Origin of the sequence: Hymenobacter sp. B1770, assembly GCF_049896385.1 — a bacterium.
Taxonomy (GTDB): Bacteria; Bacteroidota; Bacteroidia; order Cytophagales; family Hymenobacteraceae; genus Hymenobacter.
Map to the genome: position 1 here is coordinate 13,818 of NZ_JAFCUF010000007.1, position 19,636 is coordinate 33,453.

Annotated in this window: 16 protein-coding genes; 14 read left to right on the forward strand and 2 right to left on the reverse strand. The window is 56.2% G+C overall.

Annotation, left to right across the window (positions count from 1 at the left end; all coding sequences use genetic code 11):
- Nucleotides 1-95 precede the first annotated feature (95 nt).
- The 5 genes from ACP7AJ_RS14635 to ACP7AJ_RS14655 all read left to right on the forward strand — a co-directional run bounded on the left by ACP7AJ_RS14635 (nucleotide 96) and on the right by ACP7AJ_RS14655 (nucleotide 4,334).
- Entirely contained in the window at nucleotides 96-1,046 is a 951-nt protein-coding gene (locus ACP7AJ_RS14635; RefSeq protein WP_426060954.1) for a glycosyltransferase family 2 protein, read from the forward strand.
- Complete coding sequence (locus ACP7AJ_RS14640) at nucleotides 1,043-1,774, forward strand: GNAT family N-acetyltransferase (RefSeq protein WP_426060955.1); 732 nt, start codon at nucleotides 1,043-1,045, stop codon at nucleotides 1,772-1,774. Before ACP7AJ_RS14635 ends, ACP7AJ_RS14640 begins: the two co-directional genes overlap by 4 nt.
- 60 nt (nucleotides 1,775-1,834) lie before the next feature.
- The gene (gene rffA, locus ACP7AJ_RS14645) at nucleotides 1,835-2,971 is read left to right on the forward strand and encodes a dTDP-4-amino-4,6-dideoxygalactose transaminase (RefSeq protein WP_426060956.1); all 1,137 of its coding nucleotides are present in this window, start codon (nucleotides 1,835-1,837) and stop codon (nucleotides 2,969-2,971) included.
- Between the two features lie 105 nt (nucleotides 2,972-3,076).
- Nucleotides 3,077-3,502 carry an arsenate reductase ArsC gene (locus ACP7AJ_RS14650; protein WP_426060957.1) on the forward strand — a complete coding sequence of 142 codons (426 nt, stop codon included), beginning with the start codon at nucleotides 3,077-3,079 and terminating at the stop codon, nucleotides 3,500-3,502.
- A 19-nt stretch (nucleotides 3,503-3,521) separates the two neighbouring features.
- The gene (locus ACP7AJ_RS14655) at nucleotides 3,522-4,334 is read left to right on the forward strand and encodes a universal stress protein (protein WP_426060958.1); all 813 of its coding nucleotides are present in this window, start codon (nucleotides 3,522-3,524) and stop codon (nucleotides 4,332-4,334) included.
- Between the two features lie 60 nt (nucleotides 4,335-4,394).
- Here ACP7AJ_RS14655 and ACP7AJ_RS14660 read toward each other — a convergent pair whose 3' ends face one another.
- Nucleotides 4,395-5,525, reverse strand: coding sequence for an acyltransferase family protein (locus ACP7AJ_RS14660; RefSeq protein ID WP_426060959.1), 1,131 nt, complete (start codon nucleotides 5,523-5,525; stop codon nucleotides 4,395-4,397).
- A gap of 776 nt (nucleotides 5,526-6,301) precedes the next feature.
- Between ACP7AJ_RS14660 and ACP7AJ_RS14665 the strand changes: the two genes are divergently transcribed.
- The 3 genes from ACP7AJ_RS14665 (at nucleotide 6,302) to ACP7AJ_RS14675 (ending at nucleotide 8,693) form a co-directional block, all read left to right on the forward strand.
- Nucleotides 6,302-7,138, forward strand: coding sequence for a CvfB family protein (locus tag ACP7AJ_RS14665; RefSeq protein WP_426060960.1), 837 nt, complete (start codon nucleotides 6,302-6,304; stop codon nucleotides 7,136-7,138).
- 238 nt (nucleotides 7,139-7,376) lie between these two features.
- Entirely contained in the window at nucleotides 7,377-8,051 is a 675-nt protein-coding gene (locus tag ACP7AJ_RS14670) for an NAD(P)H-binding protein (protein ID WP_426060961.1), read from the forward strand.
- Nucleotides 8,052-8,156: 105 nt separating this feature from the next.
- Nucleotides 8,157-8,693 (forward strand): hypothetical protein, encoded by a 537-nt coding sequence (locus tag ACP7AJ_RS14675; RefSeq protein ID WP_426060962.1) that lies wholly within the window; start codon nucleotides 8,157-8,159, stop codon nucleotides 8,691-8,693.
- Nucleotides 8,694-8,805: 112 nt separating this feature from the next.
- On the opposite strand, the gene ACP7AJ_RS14680 is transcribed toward ACP7AJ_RS14675, so the two are convergent.
- The gene (locus ACP7AJ_RS14680) at nucleotides 8,806-9,600 is read right to left on the reverse strand and encodes an XRE family transcriptional regulator (protein ID WP_426060963.1); all 795 of its coding nucleotides are present in this window, start codon (nucleotides 9,598-9,600) and stop codon (nucleotides 8,806-8,808) included.
- A gap of 147 nt (nucleotides 9,601-9,747) precedes the next feature.
- Here ACP7AJ_RS14680 and ACP7AJ_RS14685 point away from each other — a divergent pair, with 147 nt between their 5' ends.
- The 6 genes from ACP7AJ_RS14685 (at nucleotide 9,748) to ACP7AJ_RS14710 (ending at nucleotide 19,613) form a co-directional block, all read left to right on the forward strand.
- Nucleotides 9,748-10,146, forward strand: coding sequence for a YbjN domain-containing protein (locus ACP7AJ_RS14685; RefSeq protein ID WP_426060964.1), 399 nt, complete (start codon nucleotides 9,748-9,750; stop codon nucleotides 10,144-10,146).
- Between the two features lie 155 nt (nucleotides 10,147-10,301).
- Nucleotides 10,302-11,009, forward strand: coding sequence for a PspA/IM30 family protein (locus ACP7AJ_RS14690; protein WP_426060965.1), 708 nt, complete (start codon nucleotides 10,302-10,304; stop codon nucleotides 11,007-11,009).
- Nucleotides 11,010-11,079: 70 nt separating this feature from the next.
- Nucleotides 11,080-11,721 (forward strand): hypothetical protein, encoded by a 642-nt coding sequence (locus tag ACP7AJ_RS14695; protein ID WP_426060966.1) that lies wholly within the window; start codon nucleotides 11,080-11,082, stop codon nucleotides 11,719-11,721.
- A gap of 169 nt (nucleotides 11,722-11,890) precedes the next feature.
- On the forward strand, nucleotides 11,891-14,065 hold the full coding sequence (locus ACP7AJ_RS14700; RefSeq protein ID WP_426060967.1) for a flotillin family protein: 2,175 nt from the start codon (nucleotides 11,891-11,893) through the stop codon (nucleotides 14,063-14,065).
- 207 nt (nucleotides 14,066-14,272) lie between these two features.
- Entirely contained in the window at nucleotides 14,273-14,662 is a 390-nt protein-coding gene (locus ACP7AJ_RS14705) for an endonuclease domain-containing protein (RefSeq protein ID WP_426060968.1), read from the forward strand.
- On the forward strand, nucleotides 14,649-19,613 hold the full coding sequence (locus tag ACP7AJ_RS14710; protein WP_426060969.1) for a DNA repair ATPase: 4,965 nt from the start codon (nucleotides 14,649-14,651) through the stop codon (nucleotides 19,611-19,613). The genes ACP7AJ_RS14705 and ACP7AJ_RS14710 overlap by 14 nt, the downstream gene beginning before the upstream one ends.
- Nucleotides 19,614-19,636 lie beyond the last annotated feature (23 nt).

Below are 19,636 nucleotides of genomic sequence, written 5' to 3' on the forward strand. Positions count from 1 at the left end.
GGTCGTCAACAGAGCACCGGGTCGGACGGGTTGATACCCCGTAGTTTTGTTACCTATTCGGTAATAATCCCCGACCTTAATCCTCGCGCAATATTTTGCCAGACACTAAGCCTTACTTCTCTATTGTCAGCCCAGTATACCGGGCCGAGCGCTTGCTCGATGAATTGGTGGGTCGCATTAAATCCGCCATTAGCCCGCTAACGGAGAACTACGAAATTATTTTAGTTGACGACCGTGGCCCTGATAACTCCTGGTCCCGCATTCAAGCCCTGGCCCTGCGAGACGCTCGGGTGCGTGGGGTACGCCTATCGAGGAACTTTGGCCAGCACAAAGCCATAACGGCTGGCCTAGAGCAAGCGCGAGGAGAGTGGATAGTGGTGATGGACTGTGATTTGCAAGACCAGCCCGAGGAAATCCCGGCGCTTTACAACCATGCAAAGGCAGGTAGTTATGACTTGGTATTCGCCCGCCGCGTTGTGCGGCAGGATTCTTGGTTGAAGCGGATGAGCTCGCGCGTGTTTTATCGGGTGCTATCTTACTTGACTGATACAAAGCAAGACCCAGCTATTGCAAATTTTGGTATCTACCATTGCAAAGTTGTTGATGCCGTACTCACGATGCGCGAGAGCATTCGTTACTTCCCCACCATGGTGCGCTGGGTTGGTTTCCGGGCGGGCAGTTTGACCGTGATTCATGCCGAACGTTCCGAAGGCACCAGCAGCTACAATTTCCGGGCGCTCGTTAACCTAGCCCTTGACATTATCCTGGCCTATTCCGACAAACCCTTGCGGTTAACTGTGAAGATGGGAATGGCAATTTCAGGACTGGCTTTTCTTATGGTGCTTGTTACACTGGGGCGCTACTTACTGGGTCACAGTTGGGAACCAGGGTACATCAGCATCATCACTTCCATCTGGTTCTTCGCGGGGCTGGTGCTTTCGGTGCTGGGTGTTGTGGGCTTATACATCGGAAAGACCTTCGAACAGGTGAAAAACCGCCCCATCTACGTGGTCGATGTGCGCACCGAAGAGTCTCATATTGTATGAAAAGCGCAACGCTGCCACTGCAGCATCTGCCTTGGGATAGCGAATTTTTAGGCTTTCCAGTGGCTCGACTCCTTGCGCAGGATTTGGCGCCACTCCAACTGGCTGCGGTGGCTACAGAAGCACGCCAGGCTGGCTATCACTTGGTGTATGTGATTGATAATCCAACGAACACAATTCATGCTGAGGCTATTGTTAGTGCCGGAGCGTGGCTTGCTGACCGAAAGGTTACTTTTTTGATGGACCTACCAGCGCCAGCTACAGTGACTGCGCAAACACCCAGCATTGAGTCGACTACAAAACTTACCACACAACTAGAGTCATTGGCTTGGCAGAGCGGCACGTTTTCCCGCTTTCGTTTAGATCCGCATTTTAGTCCTAAGGTTTTTCAGAACTTATACAGCGAATGGCTGCGTAATTCTCTGACCGGCGCCATTGCTCGGCGGGTCCTGGTTTGGTACGATGCTGAAGGTGTTGAGCGGGGCCTGTTAACACTCGGGAAAAAGAACGGGCGGGCCGACATTGGCCTATTGGCTGTCGATGAGGTTGTGCGCGGGCAGCAAGTAGGCCAGCAGCTGGTGGCCAGTGCTGCGGCCCAAGCATACGAATGGGGCTATCGGGAAATTCAGGTTGTAACGCAACGGGATAACCAACTAGCATGTCGCTTTTATAAAAAATGCGGTTTTCGGCTTGCGCACGAGGAGCACATATATCACCTGTGGCTAGGTTAGGGAATTATCACCTGTACTGTAAGCTACGAGCATACCTTTACAGCCTATAGAAATAAGCTTATGCTCCCTACAATACCCTTTAACAAACCATACTTTTCTGGCTCCGAGACCCGGTACATTGAAGAGTCTGTTCGTTCAGGAAAAATTTCAGGTGACGGTCTATTTACCAAGCTATGCCACCAGTTTTTTGAGCAGCAATTAGGGTTTCAGAAAGTGTTGTTGACCACTAGTTGCACCGATGCGCTAGAGATGGCAGCTATTCTGCTCGATTTGCAGCCCGGCGATGAAGTCATCGTCCCTTCGTACACCTTTGTGAGTACGCCAAACGCATTTGTCTTGCGAGGCGCCAAAATCGTGTTTATCGACAGCACCGCCGTAAACCCGAACATGGATGCGTCCCTGTTGGAGAGCTTAATTACCACGCGAACCCGAGCCATTGTTCCCGTGCACTACGCCGGCATCGCCTGCGACATGGATGCTATTCAGGCCACAGCCGACAAGCACGGAATTGCAGTAGTAGAAGACGCTGCCCAAGCCATCGACAGCTTTTATAAGAACCGCGCCCTAGGCACCATTGGAAAGCTGGCTGCTTTTTCGTTTCACGAAACCAAGAACATCATTTCGGGGGAGGGCGGAATGCTGGCCATTAACGACCCTGGGCTCATGCAGCGGGCCGAAATTATTCGGGAAAAAGGCACTAACCGCTCATCATTCTTTCGGGGCGAGGTAGACAAATACGGGTGGGTAGACTTGGGGTCCAGCTTCCTGCCATCCGACATTATTGCCGCGTTTCTATTCGCGCAACTAGAGAACTTGGCTGATATTCAAGCACGACGAAAAGCTATTTGGCGGGCATACTACGACGCCTTTTTTCCGTTGGCCGCCCAAGGAATAGGTCTGCCTATGCTGCCAGATTACGCTACCAACAACGGGCATCTGTTTTACCTCGTCTGCCGCAGCCTAGCTGAGCGCACAGCGCTTATTGAGCACCTAAAAGCATTGCATATCCTTCCGGTGTTTCATTACCTGTCGCTGCATACCAGTCCTTTCTATGCTAGCAAGCACGATGGGCGCGCCCTTCCCTGGGCTGACCATTACACCGATTGCCTTGTGCGTTTGCCCCTTTATTATGAGCTACACGCAGACTTGCAGCGTCGGGTAATTGACGGGGTGCTGGGCTTCTATCATAACATTTAAGCGAGTTGAGGGCCAACAGCCTTTCCGTGTTTCCTACAATTTCAGGCCGTGCGACCTTGCTACGCGCTCGCATCATTTGGGTGACACCTAATACAGCTTCTTCTCATGCCAACCCCCAAAAACGTACTGGTGCTCTGCACCGGAAATTCCTGCCGCAGCCAGCTGATGCACGGCTACCTCACCCAACTTCTCGGCGAGAAAGCTACCGTGTACAGCGCCGGCATCGAAACGCACGGCGTGAACCCCAAAGCCATCGCCGTGATGCAGGAAGACGGCATAGACATCGGCCACCACACCAGCAACCACGTAGACGAATACAGCCATGTCCACTTCGACTACGTTATTACCGTGTGCGACAACGCCAACGAGGCCTGCCCGGTATTTCCGTCGTCGGCCACGAAACTGCACCACAATTTCCCCGACCCAGCCAAAGCAATCGGCACGGCCGAGGAAGTAATGAGCCAGTTTCGGGCCGTGCGCGACCAGGTGAAGGCCTACGCCGCGAACTTCACCCGCCAGTACTTCGACTAAAACGCCCTCTGCCTGCACTATGAACACCCTTCTCGTCCTCACTGATTTCACGCCCGCCGCCGACAATGCCCTGCACTACGCCACCGGGCTGGCAGCTTCGCTTCAGGCTCACCTGCTGCTGCTGCACGTGCAACCCGGGCTTCTCAGCCCGGATGCGTTCACCGGCAAATATCCCAGCCGGAGCGAGAGCGAGCTACAGGCCCTGCTGGACGAGCGTTGCGCCCGCGCCGAAACCAGCGGCGTTGCTTGCGCCAGCGAGCTAGCCAGCGGCAGTGTGGGCGACACCGTAGCCAAGGCCGCTCGCCGACACCATGCCCTACTGGCTATTGCTGGCAAGCCCAATACCCAGGAAACACAGGACGAATTGGTGGACAGCGCCTCCTTGGACTTGGTGCGCGACACGCCCTGCCCTGTGCTGGTGGTGCCCGAATCGTATGCCTCTGCGCAACTGCCGGCCCGCCTGCTGCTGGCCACCGACCTCTCCGATATCGACTTCGGCAACAGTGTGGTGAATGCCAACGCCCTGCTCCGCCATTGGCAGCCCGCCGTGACGGTGGCCTATGTAGCCGACGCCGACAACCCAAACGAGTTGGCGGTCGGGGCCACACATCTGGCCCCATTGCTACGCGATGTAAGCCAGGTTCAGGTACAACACTTCCGCCATTCCGATGCTGAAGAAGGTCTGCTGGCCGCCGCCCAGTCCGTACAGGCCGATTGGCTGCTGCTCGTTGCCCGGCAGCGCAGCCGCCTGAGCCTCATGTTCAACAACAGCGTGACGGCGAAGGTGCTGCTGCACAGCCCTGTGCCCGTGCTGGTGGTGGCCGAAGCATAGCGTAAGCAACAAGCCGAAGGCCGGTGGCTTAAAATGGGTCACTAAGCCATTAAATCATAATCAGTTCGCGACCAGCACTGGGGCCGGAGCAGCCGGCTTTGTATTTAAGCGCAAAAACGGTTTTTCGACAAGAAACCAGCTAATTGCGGCACAAGGCATTACGATAACCATAGAGACTAGAAAGAGGCCGTATACTCCCATGCTGTGCCCCGCATAAAGCATCACAAGCTGTTGCACTGGCCAGCCGTATAAATAAATGCCGTAAGAAAAGTCTCCGTATTTAGCGAAGCGGTGTAACCTCACCTTTTGGTTGAACACAAAATAGAACAGCACGTACGCCCCGAAAACGGATTGGGCGATTTCAAAGAAATTGAGCCACCGCAAAGTCAGTACCAGAACGGCTATGGAGAAGGCCACCAAGTAAATGGACCGTGGTATGTACTGCCGATAGGTATAAAAGCACATGCCCGCCACAAAGGGCAATAGCAGGTGAATTAAAGTAAGCCATTTAGGAGAATACACCTGAAAATACTGAGGCATCAGGCCAAACCCTAAAGGAGCGTAAGGCCCGCGCAAATAGTACGCCTTGTAGTCCACGACATTAATTAATAGCACGACAAGGAATATCAATAGCACCCGCCCGCGCTGTTGAAAGGCGCCTACAAGCGCGCACACGGGAATTATTATATAGCATATAAATTCGTAAGATATTGACCACAATGAACCATTGATAGAGCCCGGGTACGGCAGGGTCTTGTAGGTTTCGGGCAATATGGGTTCTCGTAAAGTGAGCGTGCGCAAAGCGAAGTGCTTGAAGTCTATAGACGACCAGTACTCGGTGATGGTGGTAGGTAATGTCCGGCCCAGGGGAGCAAAAAGAAATGCACAGGCCAAACACACGAAAATAAACCCGGGGTAAATCCGCAAAAACCTCTTTTTAAGAAAATAAGGCAGGTTCCGGCTCCGGTCCCAACTCTGACTTATTAAGAACCCGCTGATAACAAAGAAGAAGTTAATAGCAAACGTACCGAGCGTTAACTGATGGTTTGATAAGCGCCACAAAGGCTCGCGAAGAAGGCTGCCATCGTATATCACATAACAGTGGCAGAACACCACAATGGTCGCGAGTACAACCCTGGAAAAATCGAAATTATTTTTATAATTGTTTTCGGAAGGATAGAGAGTTACCATAGACCCTAGCTAATTGATTGTTATTCATTTTTTAACCCCTAAGGAAGCAGCATGAGGCTACCAACTTTTAATTTGTATTTTGAAAATAATTAACAGGATTTAAATATTTCACAAAATTCATAAGCCAACTTAAGAAAAGACTTTTATTACAAATAATTAATTTAATAAAAACATGAAAATCATTGTATTAAAAAACAACAGACGTGTTTTCTGTATTTGATAAAAAGTAGTAATAGGAGATTATTGACGGGGTTATATGCGCAGGTGCATTCCTTACGCATGTGCTTGTTTGAGCATCGACCAGTTCTTGCCCATCCGGGCAGAATCACCTAATTGTTTCGTCTATCCATAGTCACTGTATTCCATCGGCTAGCCTATTAATACTACCGGGACTACATGATTAATGCAATAGTTTTTCCTGCTACAACGTTTATAAGAGATTGGATTTACCAGTTACGAACGGATATCAGCAGTTCTTCCCCGCTGCTTTACTATTGATAGGCGGTTAGGCCAAAAATGTCCGCTACAGGGCCGTGTTCTTGCACATCGCAGTGGCCACGGGCGTAATTGCCGCATTCTGTCATTGCCAGAGCGGCCTCAAATTCATGTTCCGGGCGCGACAGTGAGAAGGTATTCACTCTTGTATTCTTGAGTAATAGCCGTGGCGCAACCAGAGGCCTAGCGTCCGCAAACACATACCAAGTGGCAGGGATACCGTAAGTGGAAGTTCCTTATCGGCGCCGACCTTTGCGCCCCACCTTAACTATCCTTACTCCATGGCCAGCCTCCTCCTCGGCGATTACAACGACCTCGAAGTAGCCCGCGAAACCAGCGTCGGCCTGTACCTCACTTCCGACGACGGCGACCTGCTGCTTCCCAATAAGTACGTGGAGCCCGGCACCCGCGTGGGCGACATCCTACGCGTCTTCGTGTACCGCGACTCCGAAGACCGCCTCATTGCCACCAATCTGCGTCCCCTGGCCCTGGTCAACTCCTTCGCCGCCCTCACCGTGCGCGACCACAGCCCCGCCGGCGCCTTTCTCGACTGGGGCCTCGAAAAGGACCTGCTCCTCCCCTACCGCAACCAGCGCCGCGACCTGCGCACCGGCGAGCGCGTGCTCGTGTACGTGTACCTCGACGAAGAAAGCGACCGCCTCGTGGCCTCGGCCAAGTGGAAGCAGTTCCTCAGCAACGCCACCTTCCCCGGCGAGCCCGGTGATGCGGTGCGCCTGCTCGTGGCCGACGAAACCGAGCTGGGTTACCCCGTCATCGTGAACGGCACGCACCAAGGCCTGCTGTTTCACAACGAGGTGTTCCGCCCCCTGCGCCTGGGCGAACAGCTGCCTGGTTTTCTGCGCCAGGTGCGCGACGATGGCAAGCTTGACGTGCGCCTCCAAAAAGAAGGCTATGGCGAAGTAGAGTCGGCCACCGATACGCTGCTCAAAGCCATTCAGGCAGCACCGGGCGGGCGCCTTCCCCTCGGCGACAAAAGCCTGGCCGAAGACGTGTACCGCCGCGTGGGCATGAGCAAGAAAGTGTTTAAAAAAGCCCTCGGGGCTCTGTTCCGGCAGGGCCTGGTGCTACTCGAGCCTGAGGCCACGGTACTGAAGTAGAATAAAAAACTCCCCTTACCTAGGAGGGGACGCTAACTCGTGAGGCTTAGCTGGGGGTGGTTGTAGACGGTGAACGACGATTCAGGCTTTAGTCGATAGTGCCGTAGCCGGTTTTATATTGCCGGTCAACTCTGCGCCTGAATAGTCGTTCAACGAGTTCAACCACCTCCGTTTCCGCTTCGCGGGAACATCCCCTCCTTACCAAGGAGGGGAGTTTATCGTTCTTTCTCCTTCAACTATGCGCAAAACCGCTTTACTCGCCGGGGCTACGGGCCTCATTGGCTCGCAACTGTTGCCGCTGTTGCTGGAATCGGAGCGTTATTCCAAGGTAATTGTGGTGGGGCGCAAAACCTTGACGATGCAGCATCCCAAGCTAACGCAAGTGGTTACGGACCTCGACAAACTGGAAGACAAGCGCCTGCAGCTTATTGCCGACGATGTCTTCTGCTGCTTGGGCACTACCATGAAGCAAGCTGGCTCGAAGGAAGCCTTCCATAAGGTCGATTTGCTGTACGTTGTGAAGCTGGCGGCGCTAGCGGCCGGCAATTTTGCTTCGCAATTTATAGTGGTTTCCAGCCTCGGGGCCAACGCCGACTCGGGGGTTTACTACAGCAAGGTGAAAGGTGAAATGGAGGCGGCCGTGCGGCAGCTTTCGTTTCGTGCCATTCACATTTTCCGTCCTTCGCTGCTGTTGGGCGAGCGTGAGCAGCCCCGTTTAGGCGAACGGATTGGCGCAGCGGTACTGGGGGCACTCAAGCCACTGATGCGCGGGCCCTTTCAGAAGTTTAAGCCCATAACCGCGGCCACAGTAGCCACCGCCATGCTGCGGGCCGCCGAAGAGGACGGAGGCGGGGTTCGCGTGCACTTATCCAATGAAATTGCAGAAGAAGAGAGCAAGAGAGCGAAAGCTTAGCGCCCGTCGCTTAGTTTTGTCCAAATTCTTGTGTTCACTTTTTATCATTTCATGAAACGCTTACAGTTTACTCTACTTTTTATTCTTCTTGCACTACCGGGCTTCATGGCCCATGCTCAATCTAAAAAGAAAAGCGATGGTGGCAGCGGCGGAAGCAGTTCGGGCTATAATACCGGCATCGGCCTGCGCGGCGGGGGCTACTCTTCGGGCCTTACCATTAAGCACTTCTTGGGCAACAAAAACGGAGTAGCTCTCGAAGCTCTTCTCACGACAGAATACAAAGCTCGCGGTGCGCGTCTCACCTTGCTAGGCGAGAAGCACAAAACGGTAGCCGACGTGAAGGGGCTGCAGTTTTACTACGGCGCGGGCTTCCACGCTGGCTCTTACCAAGGCCGCCACTACTTTTCCGATACGCGCTACTATAAGGGCCGCAAGGGCGAGGTGTACTTTGATAATCGCACCTATATGCGAGACGAAGAGACCTACATCGCATTCGGCGCCGACCTGATTTTGGGTCTCGAATACAAAATAGAAGACCTGCCTTTCGTAATCGGGGTTGACTATAAGCCTTTCTTCGACGTTTTCAACGGCTACACCGGCTTCTACAATGATGCGGCCGTAAGCCTGCGCTTCACTTTCTAAGTCGCGCTGCAGCTCAGTCTTCTTGTCAGAGCAACCGCCTAACGGCAAAAAAGCCCCGTCAGTTACTGACGGGGCTTTTTTATTTATCTGGCAAGGCTATTATGTGGCAAGGCTACGAATGGTCGTTCAGGCGCTCCAGCAACGCCTCCACTTTGCGTTCCAGTGCTGCCACCCGCTCATCGAGTAGGGCCGGTGGGCGCAGATGGGTGGTAAATACGCCCTTCACTTCCCATATTTCCAGGGCTTGGCTTAGCTCAAGGTCCTGGCTGCCGTAGTCGGGGTTGTCGGCGCGCAGCTTGAGGATTTGGGAGTCGGGCAGGCGACCGGCGAGGCGGCGGATGAGGATTTTGCCTTGCGTAACGAAGACGTAGACACTACCCGATTTCAGGGTAGGGTTGGCTTTGTCGATGCGGCAGCACAGCACAATGTCCTGGTGGCGCAGGCCCTGACGGTGCAGCAGCATGTCGGCGCCCGATACCTCGAAGGCTCGGGTGGGCCCCGTGAGCTGATGCGGCAGCTGCAGCCACGGCAGCGAATCGATAAAAGCCGGGTCGTGGTGCTTTACAATGTATTCAAGGGCCCGGTTGCGGTACACGAGCGGGGTCACGTTCTGCTGGCGGTCGGCTTCGGCTATTTCCTCGGCTGTAGGCGTGGGCGGCTGTAGCTGCTCCTTGAAAATATCGAAGCCGTAGAGCTCATTTACGGTCAACTCTTTTGTAAGTAGCAAGTCTACCGATAAGCCAAAATGTTGAGCAATCTGAATCAGAGTTTCCATTTTTGGCTCAGAGCGACCTTCTTCGTAAGCCCCTACGCTTGGCCTTGCCAAACCAAATAATTCCGCGAAAGCTGCCTGACTCAGCTTCTTAACTGTGCGAAGCTTGCGGATATTCTTTCCAACATTCGACATGTTATCAAAAAATTATTTCGCTCAAACTTTGAGCATATTCAAAACTTTGCTTACTATTGTATCGTAAATCTACCACCAAGTCAGCGAAGAGCTTCCTAGCCTCGCTACTTTTTTGAGCACCCAGCTTTCCTCATCTCTTTTCTGCCCATGGCCAACCCCTACTTCGCTACCATCAAAGGCTACCTCCTCGAACTGGGCTTCGATATCTGCCACGCCGACGAGCAAGAAGGCGTGTTTGTGGTCGACAAGCCGGAACTGGCCATCCGGAACCTCGTCATCGGCTGCGGCGACCCGCTGCTGATTCTGGAGCAGTATCTGCTCGACCTGCCCGCCCCCTCGCTGGAAGTGTACCAGCGCCTGCTGCAAAAGAACCGCGACATCATCCACGGTGCTTTCGCGCTCGACGAATCCGGCTGCAAGCTCATCTTCCGCGACACCCTGCAAATAGACTCGCTGGACTTGGCCGAGCTTGACGCCTGCGTCAATTCGCTGGGCCTGCTGCTCAGCGAGTTTGCCGACGAGCTGATTCAGTTCTCGAAAGGATAGTACTTGCCCGACTGCCCTGCCCCCGCCGTCTGTCATGCTGAGCTTGCGAAGCATCCTCTCACGTCACAACCGGTCGTGCAAACGCGATAAGATACTTCGCAAGCACAGCATGACAGACGGCACCTCAACTTCATAAATCATTAGTCCCCAACGCCATGAACATCCTCAACCGCCTTTTCAAAATCGGCCAGTCGGAAGCCCACTCGGCCGTCAATCAACTCGAAGACCCCATCAAAATGACCGAGCAGGGCCTGCGCGACCTGCGCCAGGACCTCGACAAAAGCCTGCACGGCCTGGCCGAAGTAAAGGCCATGGTCATCCGGGCTCGCAACGAAGGCGAAAGCTTCCGCACCAAGGCCTCGGACTACGAAAGCAAGGCCGTGCAACTGCTCCAACGCGCCCACAAAGGCGACCTGGACGCCACCGAAGCCGACCGTCTCGCGGGCGAAGCCCTGCTAAAAAAAGCCGAAAACGAAGCCCAGGCCGCCCGCGCTGCCACCGACCAGCAAAAGTTCGAACTTTCGGCCGCCCAGTTGGACCAGAACGTGAGCACGCTTAAGTCGACCATCAGCCAGTGGGAGAACGAGCTAAAAACCCTCAAGGCCCGCGTGACGGTGAGCGCCGCCACCATCACCATCAACAAGCAACTGGCGCAGCTCGACTCGTCGGGCACGGTGAGTTTGCTGGAGCGCATGAAGGAGAAGATTGCTGTGCAGGAGGCCTTGGCGGAGTCTTACGGCGAAATCGCCCAGGCTGGCAAGAGCATCGACACCGAAATCGATAAGGCCTTGGGGGGCAGCGGGGGCAGCAAAGCCAGCGAAGACCTCAAGGCTCTGAAGGCGAAGCTGGGCTACACCGAATAGGCTTTGCCGCGCCGGGCTGGCTTTGGAATCATTGTAATACTCCTACCTTTAAGCTGCCCTAGATATGCCCATGACCGAACTTTTACAAGCGGCCGTTCTGCCGCCTAATCTGCTGCCCACGGCCCTGCTGGTGTTTGTGCTGCTGTACTGGCTTACGGTGGTGGCTGGCCTGCTGGATATGAAAACCGTGGACCTGGACCTCAGCGACCACGGCCACGCGCATTTCGACAGCGACGCGCCCCACGAGGGCATGGGCACGAGTTGGCTCAACGGCGCGCTGGCCTTCTTTAACCTGGGACGCATTCCACTGATGATATTCCTCAGCTTCGTGTTTTTGCCGCTGTGGGTGGGCAGCATTTTGCTCAACTATTACACCGGCAATACTTCCCTCCCGCTCGGCCTAGCGTTTTTCCTGCCGCTGTTCATTGGCAGCCTGTTCGTGGCCAAGTTTCTAACGCTGCCTTTCGTGAAGCTGTTCATGGCCATGGAGAAAGACCACGACGGGGGCGCGGTGGTCATCGGCAAGGTGTGCACCGTGCTGTTGCCCGCTACGACCGAGCACCTGGGCCAAGCCTCGGTGCGCATCGACGGAGCCCCGCTGATACTGAACGTGCGGAGCACGAATGCGCCGCTGGGCAAAGGCGAAACAGCGCTGGTCATTGATTTCGATGCGGCAAGAAAATGCTATCTGATTGAGCCGTTTGCCGGCTAACCCCACCCCTGCTGTAGAGACGCGACACTTCGCGTCTTGGCGTTGAACGACTGGCACAGCGCAATGCGGCACAGTCATAACAACATCAGCAACGACGAGACGCGAGGTGTCGCGTCTCTACACCTGCCAAAAACCTTCAAAACCTACCTATTTAACAACCCCTACTCACATGTTAGTCTCACTTTCCTGGGCCGTCCTGATTATCGTCGGCCTGTTTCTCCTTGGCTTCCTGGCCGTCATTGCCAAGATGTACAAGAAGGCGGTTCAGGGCGAGGCCCTGCTGCGCACCGGCATGGGCGATGCCAAGGTTTCATTCTCCGGCATCATCGTGGTGCCCATCCTCCACAAGCTGGAGGTGATGGACATCAAGCTGAAGGCCATTGTTATTGCTCGCTCAGGCCCCGAGGGTTTGGTGTGCAAAGACAACATGCGCGCCGACGTAAAGGTGAACTTCTTTGTGCGCGTCAACAAAACCCACGACGACGTGGTGAACGTGGCCCAGAGCATTGGCACGCACCGCGCCTCCGACCCCGTGGCCCTCGAAAGCCTGTTCGACGCCAAGTTTTCGGAAGCCTTGAAAACCGTGGGCAAGCAGTTCGATTTCATTGAGCTCTACAACTCCCGCGAGCAGTTCAAGCAGGAAATCCTGCGCATCATCGGCACCGACCTCAACGGCTACGTGCTTGACGACTGCGCCATTGACTACCTCGAGCAGACCCCGCTTTCTTCGCTGAACCAAGACAATATTCTGGACGCCGAGGGCATCAAGAAAATCATTGCCCTAACTTCAGAACAGAAGATTCAAGCCAACCAGATTCAGCGCGACCAGCAGAAGACCATCAAGAAGCAGGACGTGGAGGCGCAGGAAACCATTCTGCAGCTGGAGAAACAGCTGGCCGAAAACCAGGAAAAGCAGTACCGCGAAATTGCCAACATCAAGGCTCGGGAAGCTGCCGAAACCGAGAAAGTGCGCCACGAGGAGCGCATGAAAGGCGAGAAAGCCCGCATCACGGCCGATGAGGAAATCAAGATTTCGGAGCAAAACCGCGACCGGCAGATTCTGGTGGCCGAGCGCAACAAGCAACGCACTGACGCTGTGGAAACCGAGCGCGTAGAGCAGGCCCGGGCGCTGGAAGCCAACGAGCGGGAGCGCATCGTGGCCCTGGCTCAGATTGAAAAGGAAAAGGCGCTGGAAGAAGAGCGCAAGAACATCCAAGGCATCATCCGCGAGCGGATTACGGTGGAAAAAGCCACGGTGATTGAGGAAGAGCGCATCAAGGACACCCGCGCTCAGGCCCAGGCCGACCGGGAGAAACTGGTGGCCGTGACCAAAGCCCACCAGGAAACCGAGCAGGCCACCATTGCCATGGTTGGCAGCGCCGATATGGAGAAGCAGGCCGCAGAGTACCGCGCCAAGCAGGCGCTGATTGATGCTGAAGCCGAGAAGGCTTCGGCCGAATTCCGCTCCTCGGCTATCCGAGTGCTGGCCGAAGCCGAGGCCAGCAAAGCCAGCGCCGTGGGCCTGGCTGAAGCCCAGGTGATGCAAGCCAAAGCCATTGCCCGCCAGAAAGAAGGCGAGTCAGAAGCCAACGTGATGCAGCTCACGGCCTCGGCCGAAGCCCAGGCCATTCAAGTGAAAGCCACGGCCCAGGCCGAAGCCGACGAGAAGCTCGGCGTGGTTGCGGCCAAGGTGAGCCTCGAGAAAGGTCTCTCCGAAGCCAGCGTAATCGAAGCCAAAGCCGATGCCGACCAGAAGCGCGGCCTGGCCGAAGTGACGGTGAACGAGCAGCGCTTCGCGGTGGAAGCCAAGGGCATCGAAGCCAAGGCCGACGCTATGAAAAAACTGGACGGCGTGGGCAAAGACCACGAGGAATTCAAGCTGCGTCTCGACAAGGAGAAGTCAGTAGAGCTGGCGCAAATTAACATTCAGAAGGACATTGCCAGCGCTCAGGCCGGCGTGATTTCGGAAGCCTTGAAGTCGGCCAAAATCGACATTGTAGGCGGCGAGACCATGTTCTTCGACCAGATTATCGGCTCCATTACCAAGGGCAAGATGATAGACCGCGCTGTGCACAATTCCGAAGTGCTTGGCACCGTGAAAGACGCCTTCTTCTCCATGGATGGCAATGGCGGAGGCGACTTCAAGACCAACCTGCGCCGCTTCGTCGACAAGTTTGGTCTGAGCTCCGACGACATGAAGAACCTGAGTATCTCGGCCCTGCTGCTGCAGATGATGAACAAGGCGGGCGATGACGCTACCCGCAGCACCATTACGCAACTGGCCAGCACGGCCACTGCGCTGGGCATCGGCGAAAAGCAGGTGAAGACGCTGAACCTGAACTAAGGTCATCTGCAATAACCCCATCCCCCGGCCCCTTCCCCTCCAGGGGAAGGGGAGCCGAGGCGGCGCGGCAATCGGCATTTTTCAACCTACAGAAAACAGTAACGACAAAATGAATCCTGACGAAAACCTAGAAAAGAGGCGTCAGGCTCCCCTTCCCCCGGAGGGGAAGGGGCCGGGGATGGGGTGAATACGCCCCACCCTTTCGGCATGTACACCACCGACGCGAAGCGCTGGATGACCTCGCTAAAAGATTACGCCCGCGCTAACCGCAAGAACCCGACTCCTGCCGAAAATCACCTCTGGCAAGAGCTGCGTTGCAATAAACTCGGTGCTCCATTCCGCCGCCAGCACGCCATCGGTCCATTCATAGTTGACTTCGTGTGCCTCGCGGCCTGGCTCATAATTGAAGTGGATGGCAGTATCCACGGCGATATAAGTCAAGCGGAGTATGACGGTGGGCGCACGCACGAATTGCAGGAGAACGGATTTCTAGTAATCCGTTTCACCAATGAAGAAGTGCTGCACAGCACACCAAAAGTTTTACGGACAATCGCCGAGCACCTAATCGCGCTCTACCCAAACTATGAGCCCCGATAATAACACTGCTACAAAGAAAAAAAACTACGCCGCCGTGGCTCCTCTTCCCCCGAAGGGGAAGGGGTCGGGGGATGGGGTCAAACTAGAGGGCGGCACCTACGAAATCCTCCGCAACCGCCTGCAAAAAAGCGGCGCGGACCTGCGCACCCGCCTCACTACCCTCAACACCGAGCGCAAAGCCGTTTTCGGCGCCATCGACACCAAGCTGATTGGCACTGGACGCATCAACACTGAGCACAATTGTGTGCCGTGGGACATGGTGCCGGTGGGAGGCCAATTCCTATTCGGCTACAACGTCGTGCTGGGGTTGAAAACCGAGGTGGAATTGTCGGATGTGTTCGGGGCGTATTCTTATGCGGAACACGAGTTTCATCCGCTGCCGTTGGAGCTTATTTCCAACGCGCAATTCACCGAGGAATTTCGCAACCTCTACAAGTATTACAAGAACACGCAGTTCGTGAAGTTTGCGCAGCTTGGGACGCACCTGTTTATGGTGTTTCGGGTGGGCAAAAGCGCGAACGATATCAAGACGTTTAAGTGGCTGCTGCAAGGTGATACGCTCACGTACATCGACAATCGCAGCGACCACGAATACGTGTTTCCGCCGCAGCACGAGTTTACCTGGAAGCGCACCACGCGCGACATGCAGCGCAGCGGCAAACACCCACATATCAGCATCGAGGACAAGGTTTTTGTGGAAACCATCCACGGCGACCTCACCATCAAGATTGAAAATAACACCGAAAACGGGCGCGGCATTTATTCCGAGCCGGTGGCGGACAAAGACCAAACGCTCGACGATTCGGAGATTTATTACTCGGTAGTTGGCAATATTATTCTGCTGAAAATACGGCCGTATCAGGAGCAGGACTACCGGTATTTTATTTACAATTTGAAGCTGCAAACGGCGCAGCGTTTGGATGCGCTGGCGGAGGCTTGCGTGCTGTTGCCCGACAACCAAGGCCTGATATTCCCGCACGGGTTTTACCTGCAAACCGGCGAAGGAAAATTATTTGAAAAAGGGCTGCGCGATATGCTTTTTGAGAAGCGAATTGTGTCGCCCAACGGGGAAGATTTTCTGTACGTTTTCTTCAACAAGGAAAACGGCGCGTACCTGCTGCTCTCCTACAACATCATCGCGCAGCGGGTCGATAATCCCATTAGCTGCCACGGCTACGCGCTGTTTGAGAACGGCGAGCTGTGCTACTTCCGAAAGGACGACGAGCCCAAGAAGCACCACGCAGTGCAAATCTGGCAGACGCCTTATGTGGCGCCGAATTTTGAGCTGCCGGTCACTTCCGATTCCTATCTCTACAAGCTGGGAAACAAGGAAATTGTGCGGGCCATGTCGGAGGCGCAAGAAGTGCTCACGCTGCTGGGCAAGGACGATAGCTACGCCGGGCTCTACCTGGATTTGATTCGCCTCACGGGCACGCTCACCGACACCTACCACTGGCTGCGCGAGCCCGCTGCCCAGGCCCTTGCCGAGCCCCTGCACGACATTCAGCAAGCCTCCAACGCGGCAGTAGACGAGTTTGACAAGGTGCTGAGCATCCGCAAAAGCACGGGCGCCGAAACCCAGCGCGTGCTGGCCAAGGCCGATGAGCTGACCGGGCGCATCAAGCGCACCACGGCGACCGACGTGAACGAATACGTGCAGCTGCTGGCGGAGCTGCGCGGCGTGCGCGGCGAGGTTATTTCGCTTAAGGAGCTGCGCTACGTGGAGTTGCCCGCCGTGGAAAAAGCCGCCGCCGAACTGGAGCAAACCAGCAAGGAAGTGGCCGGCCAGACGGTGGATTTCCTGCTGAAAGACGATGCGCTGAAGCCCTACTCGGTACGCGTGCACGCCATTGCCGAAGCCATTGAGAGGGTACAGAAAGTAGCCGAAGCTAACGAGCTGGAAAAGCAGGCCAACGCGGTATCGGGCGAGCTGGAATTGCTGATTGAAGTGGTGAGCAACCTGCCGATGGAGGACCCCACGCAGACCACGCGCATCATCGACAACATCTCGACGATTTACGCCAGCTTCAACCAGATTCGGGCTGCCCTGAAGCGGCGGCGGCAGGCGCTGGCCGGTACCGAGGCGCAGGCCGAATTCACGGCGCAAATCAAGCTGCTCGACCAGGCGCTGGTGAACTACCTCGACCTGTGTGACGTGCCCAACAAGTGCGACGAGTACAGCACCAAGCTCATGGTGCAGCTGGAGGAACTGGAAGGCAAATTCCCGGAATTTGACCAGTTCCTGAACCAGCTCGCGGGCAAGCGGGAGGAAGTTTCCGAAGCGTTTGAGTCGCGCAAGGTGAGTTTGGTAGAAGCCCGCAACCAGCGCGCTTCTGCCCTCCTCCAATCGGCGGAGCGCATTCTGAAAGCGGTGCAAAACCGACTGGGCCGCTTCGAGACCGTGGCGGATATCAACGGCTACTTCGCCTCGGATATGATGGTGGAGAAGGTGCGCCAGACCGTGCAGGACCTTCTCAACCTCGGCGACCCGGTGAAGGCCGACGACATCCAGAGCCGCCTGAAAACGGTGAAGGAAGACGCCGTGCGCCAGCTGAAGGACCGCGCTGAACTGTTCACCGACGGCGGGCAGGCCCTGAAATTCGGTCCCTACGCCTTCACCGTGAACACCCAGCCGCTGGAGCTGACCGTGGTGCTGCGCGACGGCGACCTGCACTACCATCTCACGGGCACCAATTTCTTCCAGAAAATCACGGAGCCCGCTGTGCTAACCTCCCGCGCCGTGTGGGACCAAACGGTGGTGTCGGAAAATGCCGACGTATACCGTGCCGAATACTTGGCTTGGTTGATTTTACAAGCCGCCCAGCACCCCGCACCCGCTCTGGATGGCGCACCCGCCGTGCTGTCGGCGGCGGAACTCTCGCACCTCACCGTGGCCGAGCTGACCAAGCACGTGCAGCAATTCATGGCCCCGCGCTACGCCGAGGGCTACCTCAAAGGCGTGCACGACCACGACGCGGCCCTGCTGCTTGAAGCGCTGGTGCGCCTCACCCGCACCGCCGATTTGCTGCGCTACCCTACCGATGTGCGCGCCGCGGCCGCGCTCTACTGGTACGGCTTCACGGGGCGCAAGAAGAAAGCCACCTGGCAGCACCAGCTGCAAGGTATCGGCGTGCTGCTGCAGGTGTTTCCGGACTCGCGGGAGTTCGAGGTACTGAAGGCGGAACTGCAGCTGGCTATTGAAGAATTCGCGGCAGGCACGGGCTTGTTTCAGCCAACGCATCTGGCCGAGGCTGGTGACTATTTATTCTGCGAATTAACCCGCGGCGAAACCTTCGTGATTGCGGCTGAAGCAGCGGAATTGCTGCAGCTGTTTCAGCAGTCGCTGAAGGAGCGGAACGCCACTGCGCAGTACGAGACTTCGGTGGCCTTGCTGGCCGACCAGCCGGGCGCGCAGTTCCAATTGGTGCGGCAGTGGCTGCAGTCGTTTTTGCAGCAGTCGCCTGCGGTGCACCTCACTGAGTTTCGGGACGAGTGCGCAGTATTGCTGCTCACCAATTCCTTCGACCCGGCACGCATTGTGCGTACGCCGCTACGCGAAATGCTAGCGGGTCTGCAAGGCTCGCACGCCCGTATTCACGAGCGTAACTACCAACTAAATTTCCCGGAATTTCGGCGCCGGCTGCACCACTATGCTCACACGGTAGTGCCGCTGTTTGAGGCCTTCGGCGCGCTGAAAAAGGAGTTGCTGGCCCGCTTCAGCGAGGAGCTGCGACTGAATGAGTTCCGGCCCCGGGTCCTCTCCTCTTTCGTGCGCAACAAACTGATTGACGAAGTGTACCTGCCGCTCATCGGTGCCAACCTGGCCAAGCAAATCGGCACGGCAGGTGCCGACAAGCGCACCGACCTCATGGGCCTGCTGCTGCTGGTATCGCCGCCCGGCTACGGCAAAACTACGCTCATGGAGTACGTGGCCAACCGCTTGGGGCTGATTTTCATGAAAATAAACGGCCCGGCCATTGGCCACGCCGTGACCAGTGTCGACCCCGAACAGGCCCCCAACTCCGGCGCCCGCGAGGAACTGCTGAAGCTGAACCTGGCCTTCGAGATGGGCGACAACGTCATGATTTACCTCGACGACATTCAGCACTGCAACCCTGAGTTTCTACAGAAATTCATTTCGCTCTGCGATGCCCAGCGCAAGATTGAGGGCGTGTACCAGGGCCGCGCCCGCACCTACGACTTCCGCGGGCGCAAGGTGGCCGTGGTGATGGCCGGCAACCCTTACACCGAATCGGGCGAGCAGTTCCGCATCCCCGACATGCTGGCCAACCGTGCCGATATCTACAACCTCGGCGACATCATCGGCGACACGGCCAATACCTTCCTACTCAGCTATCTCGAAAACGCGCTGGTGGCCAACCCCGTCCTCAGCCGCCTCGCCGCCAAAAGCCAGGCCGACGTGTACCCGCTTATCAAGCTGGCCGAAACCGGCGACAGCGCCGGCCTCACCTTCGAAGCCAACCACTCGCCCGAGGAAATCAACGAGTACGTGGCTGTGCTGCAGAAGCTGCTGCGCATCCGCGACGTGGTGGCCCGCGTGAACGAGGAGTACATCCGCTCGGCGGCCCAGGCCAACGAGTACCGGACCGAGCCGCCCTTCAAGCTGCAGGGCTCCTACCGCAACATGGCCAAGCTGGCCGAAAAGGTGCGCCCCATCATGAACGACGAGGAAGTGCGCGCCCTGCTGGCTACGCACTACGATAACGAAGCCCAAACCCTTACCAGCGGCACCGAAGCCAACCTGCTCAAGCTGCGCGAGCTGCTGGGCTGGCTGCAGGAAACCGAAACCATCCGCTGGGCCGACATCAAAGCCACCTTCGCCCGCAACCTGCGCACCAGCAGCGGCGGGCAGTTGCAAAGCGTGCTCACGCAACTGGAGAATATTGCCGGCGGGCTGTGCGGGATAAAGGCGGTGCTGGAGAAGGAGTAGATAATTAAACTACCGTGGCTGTT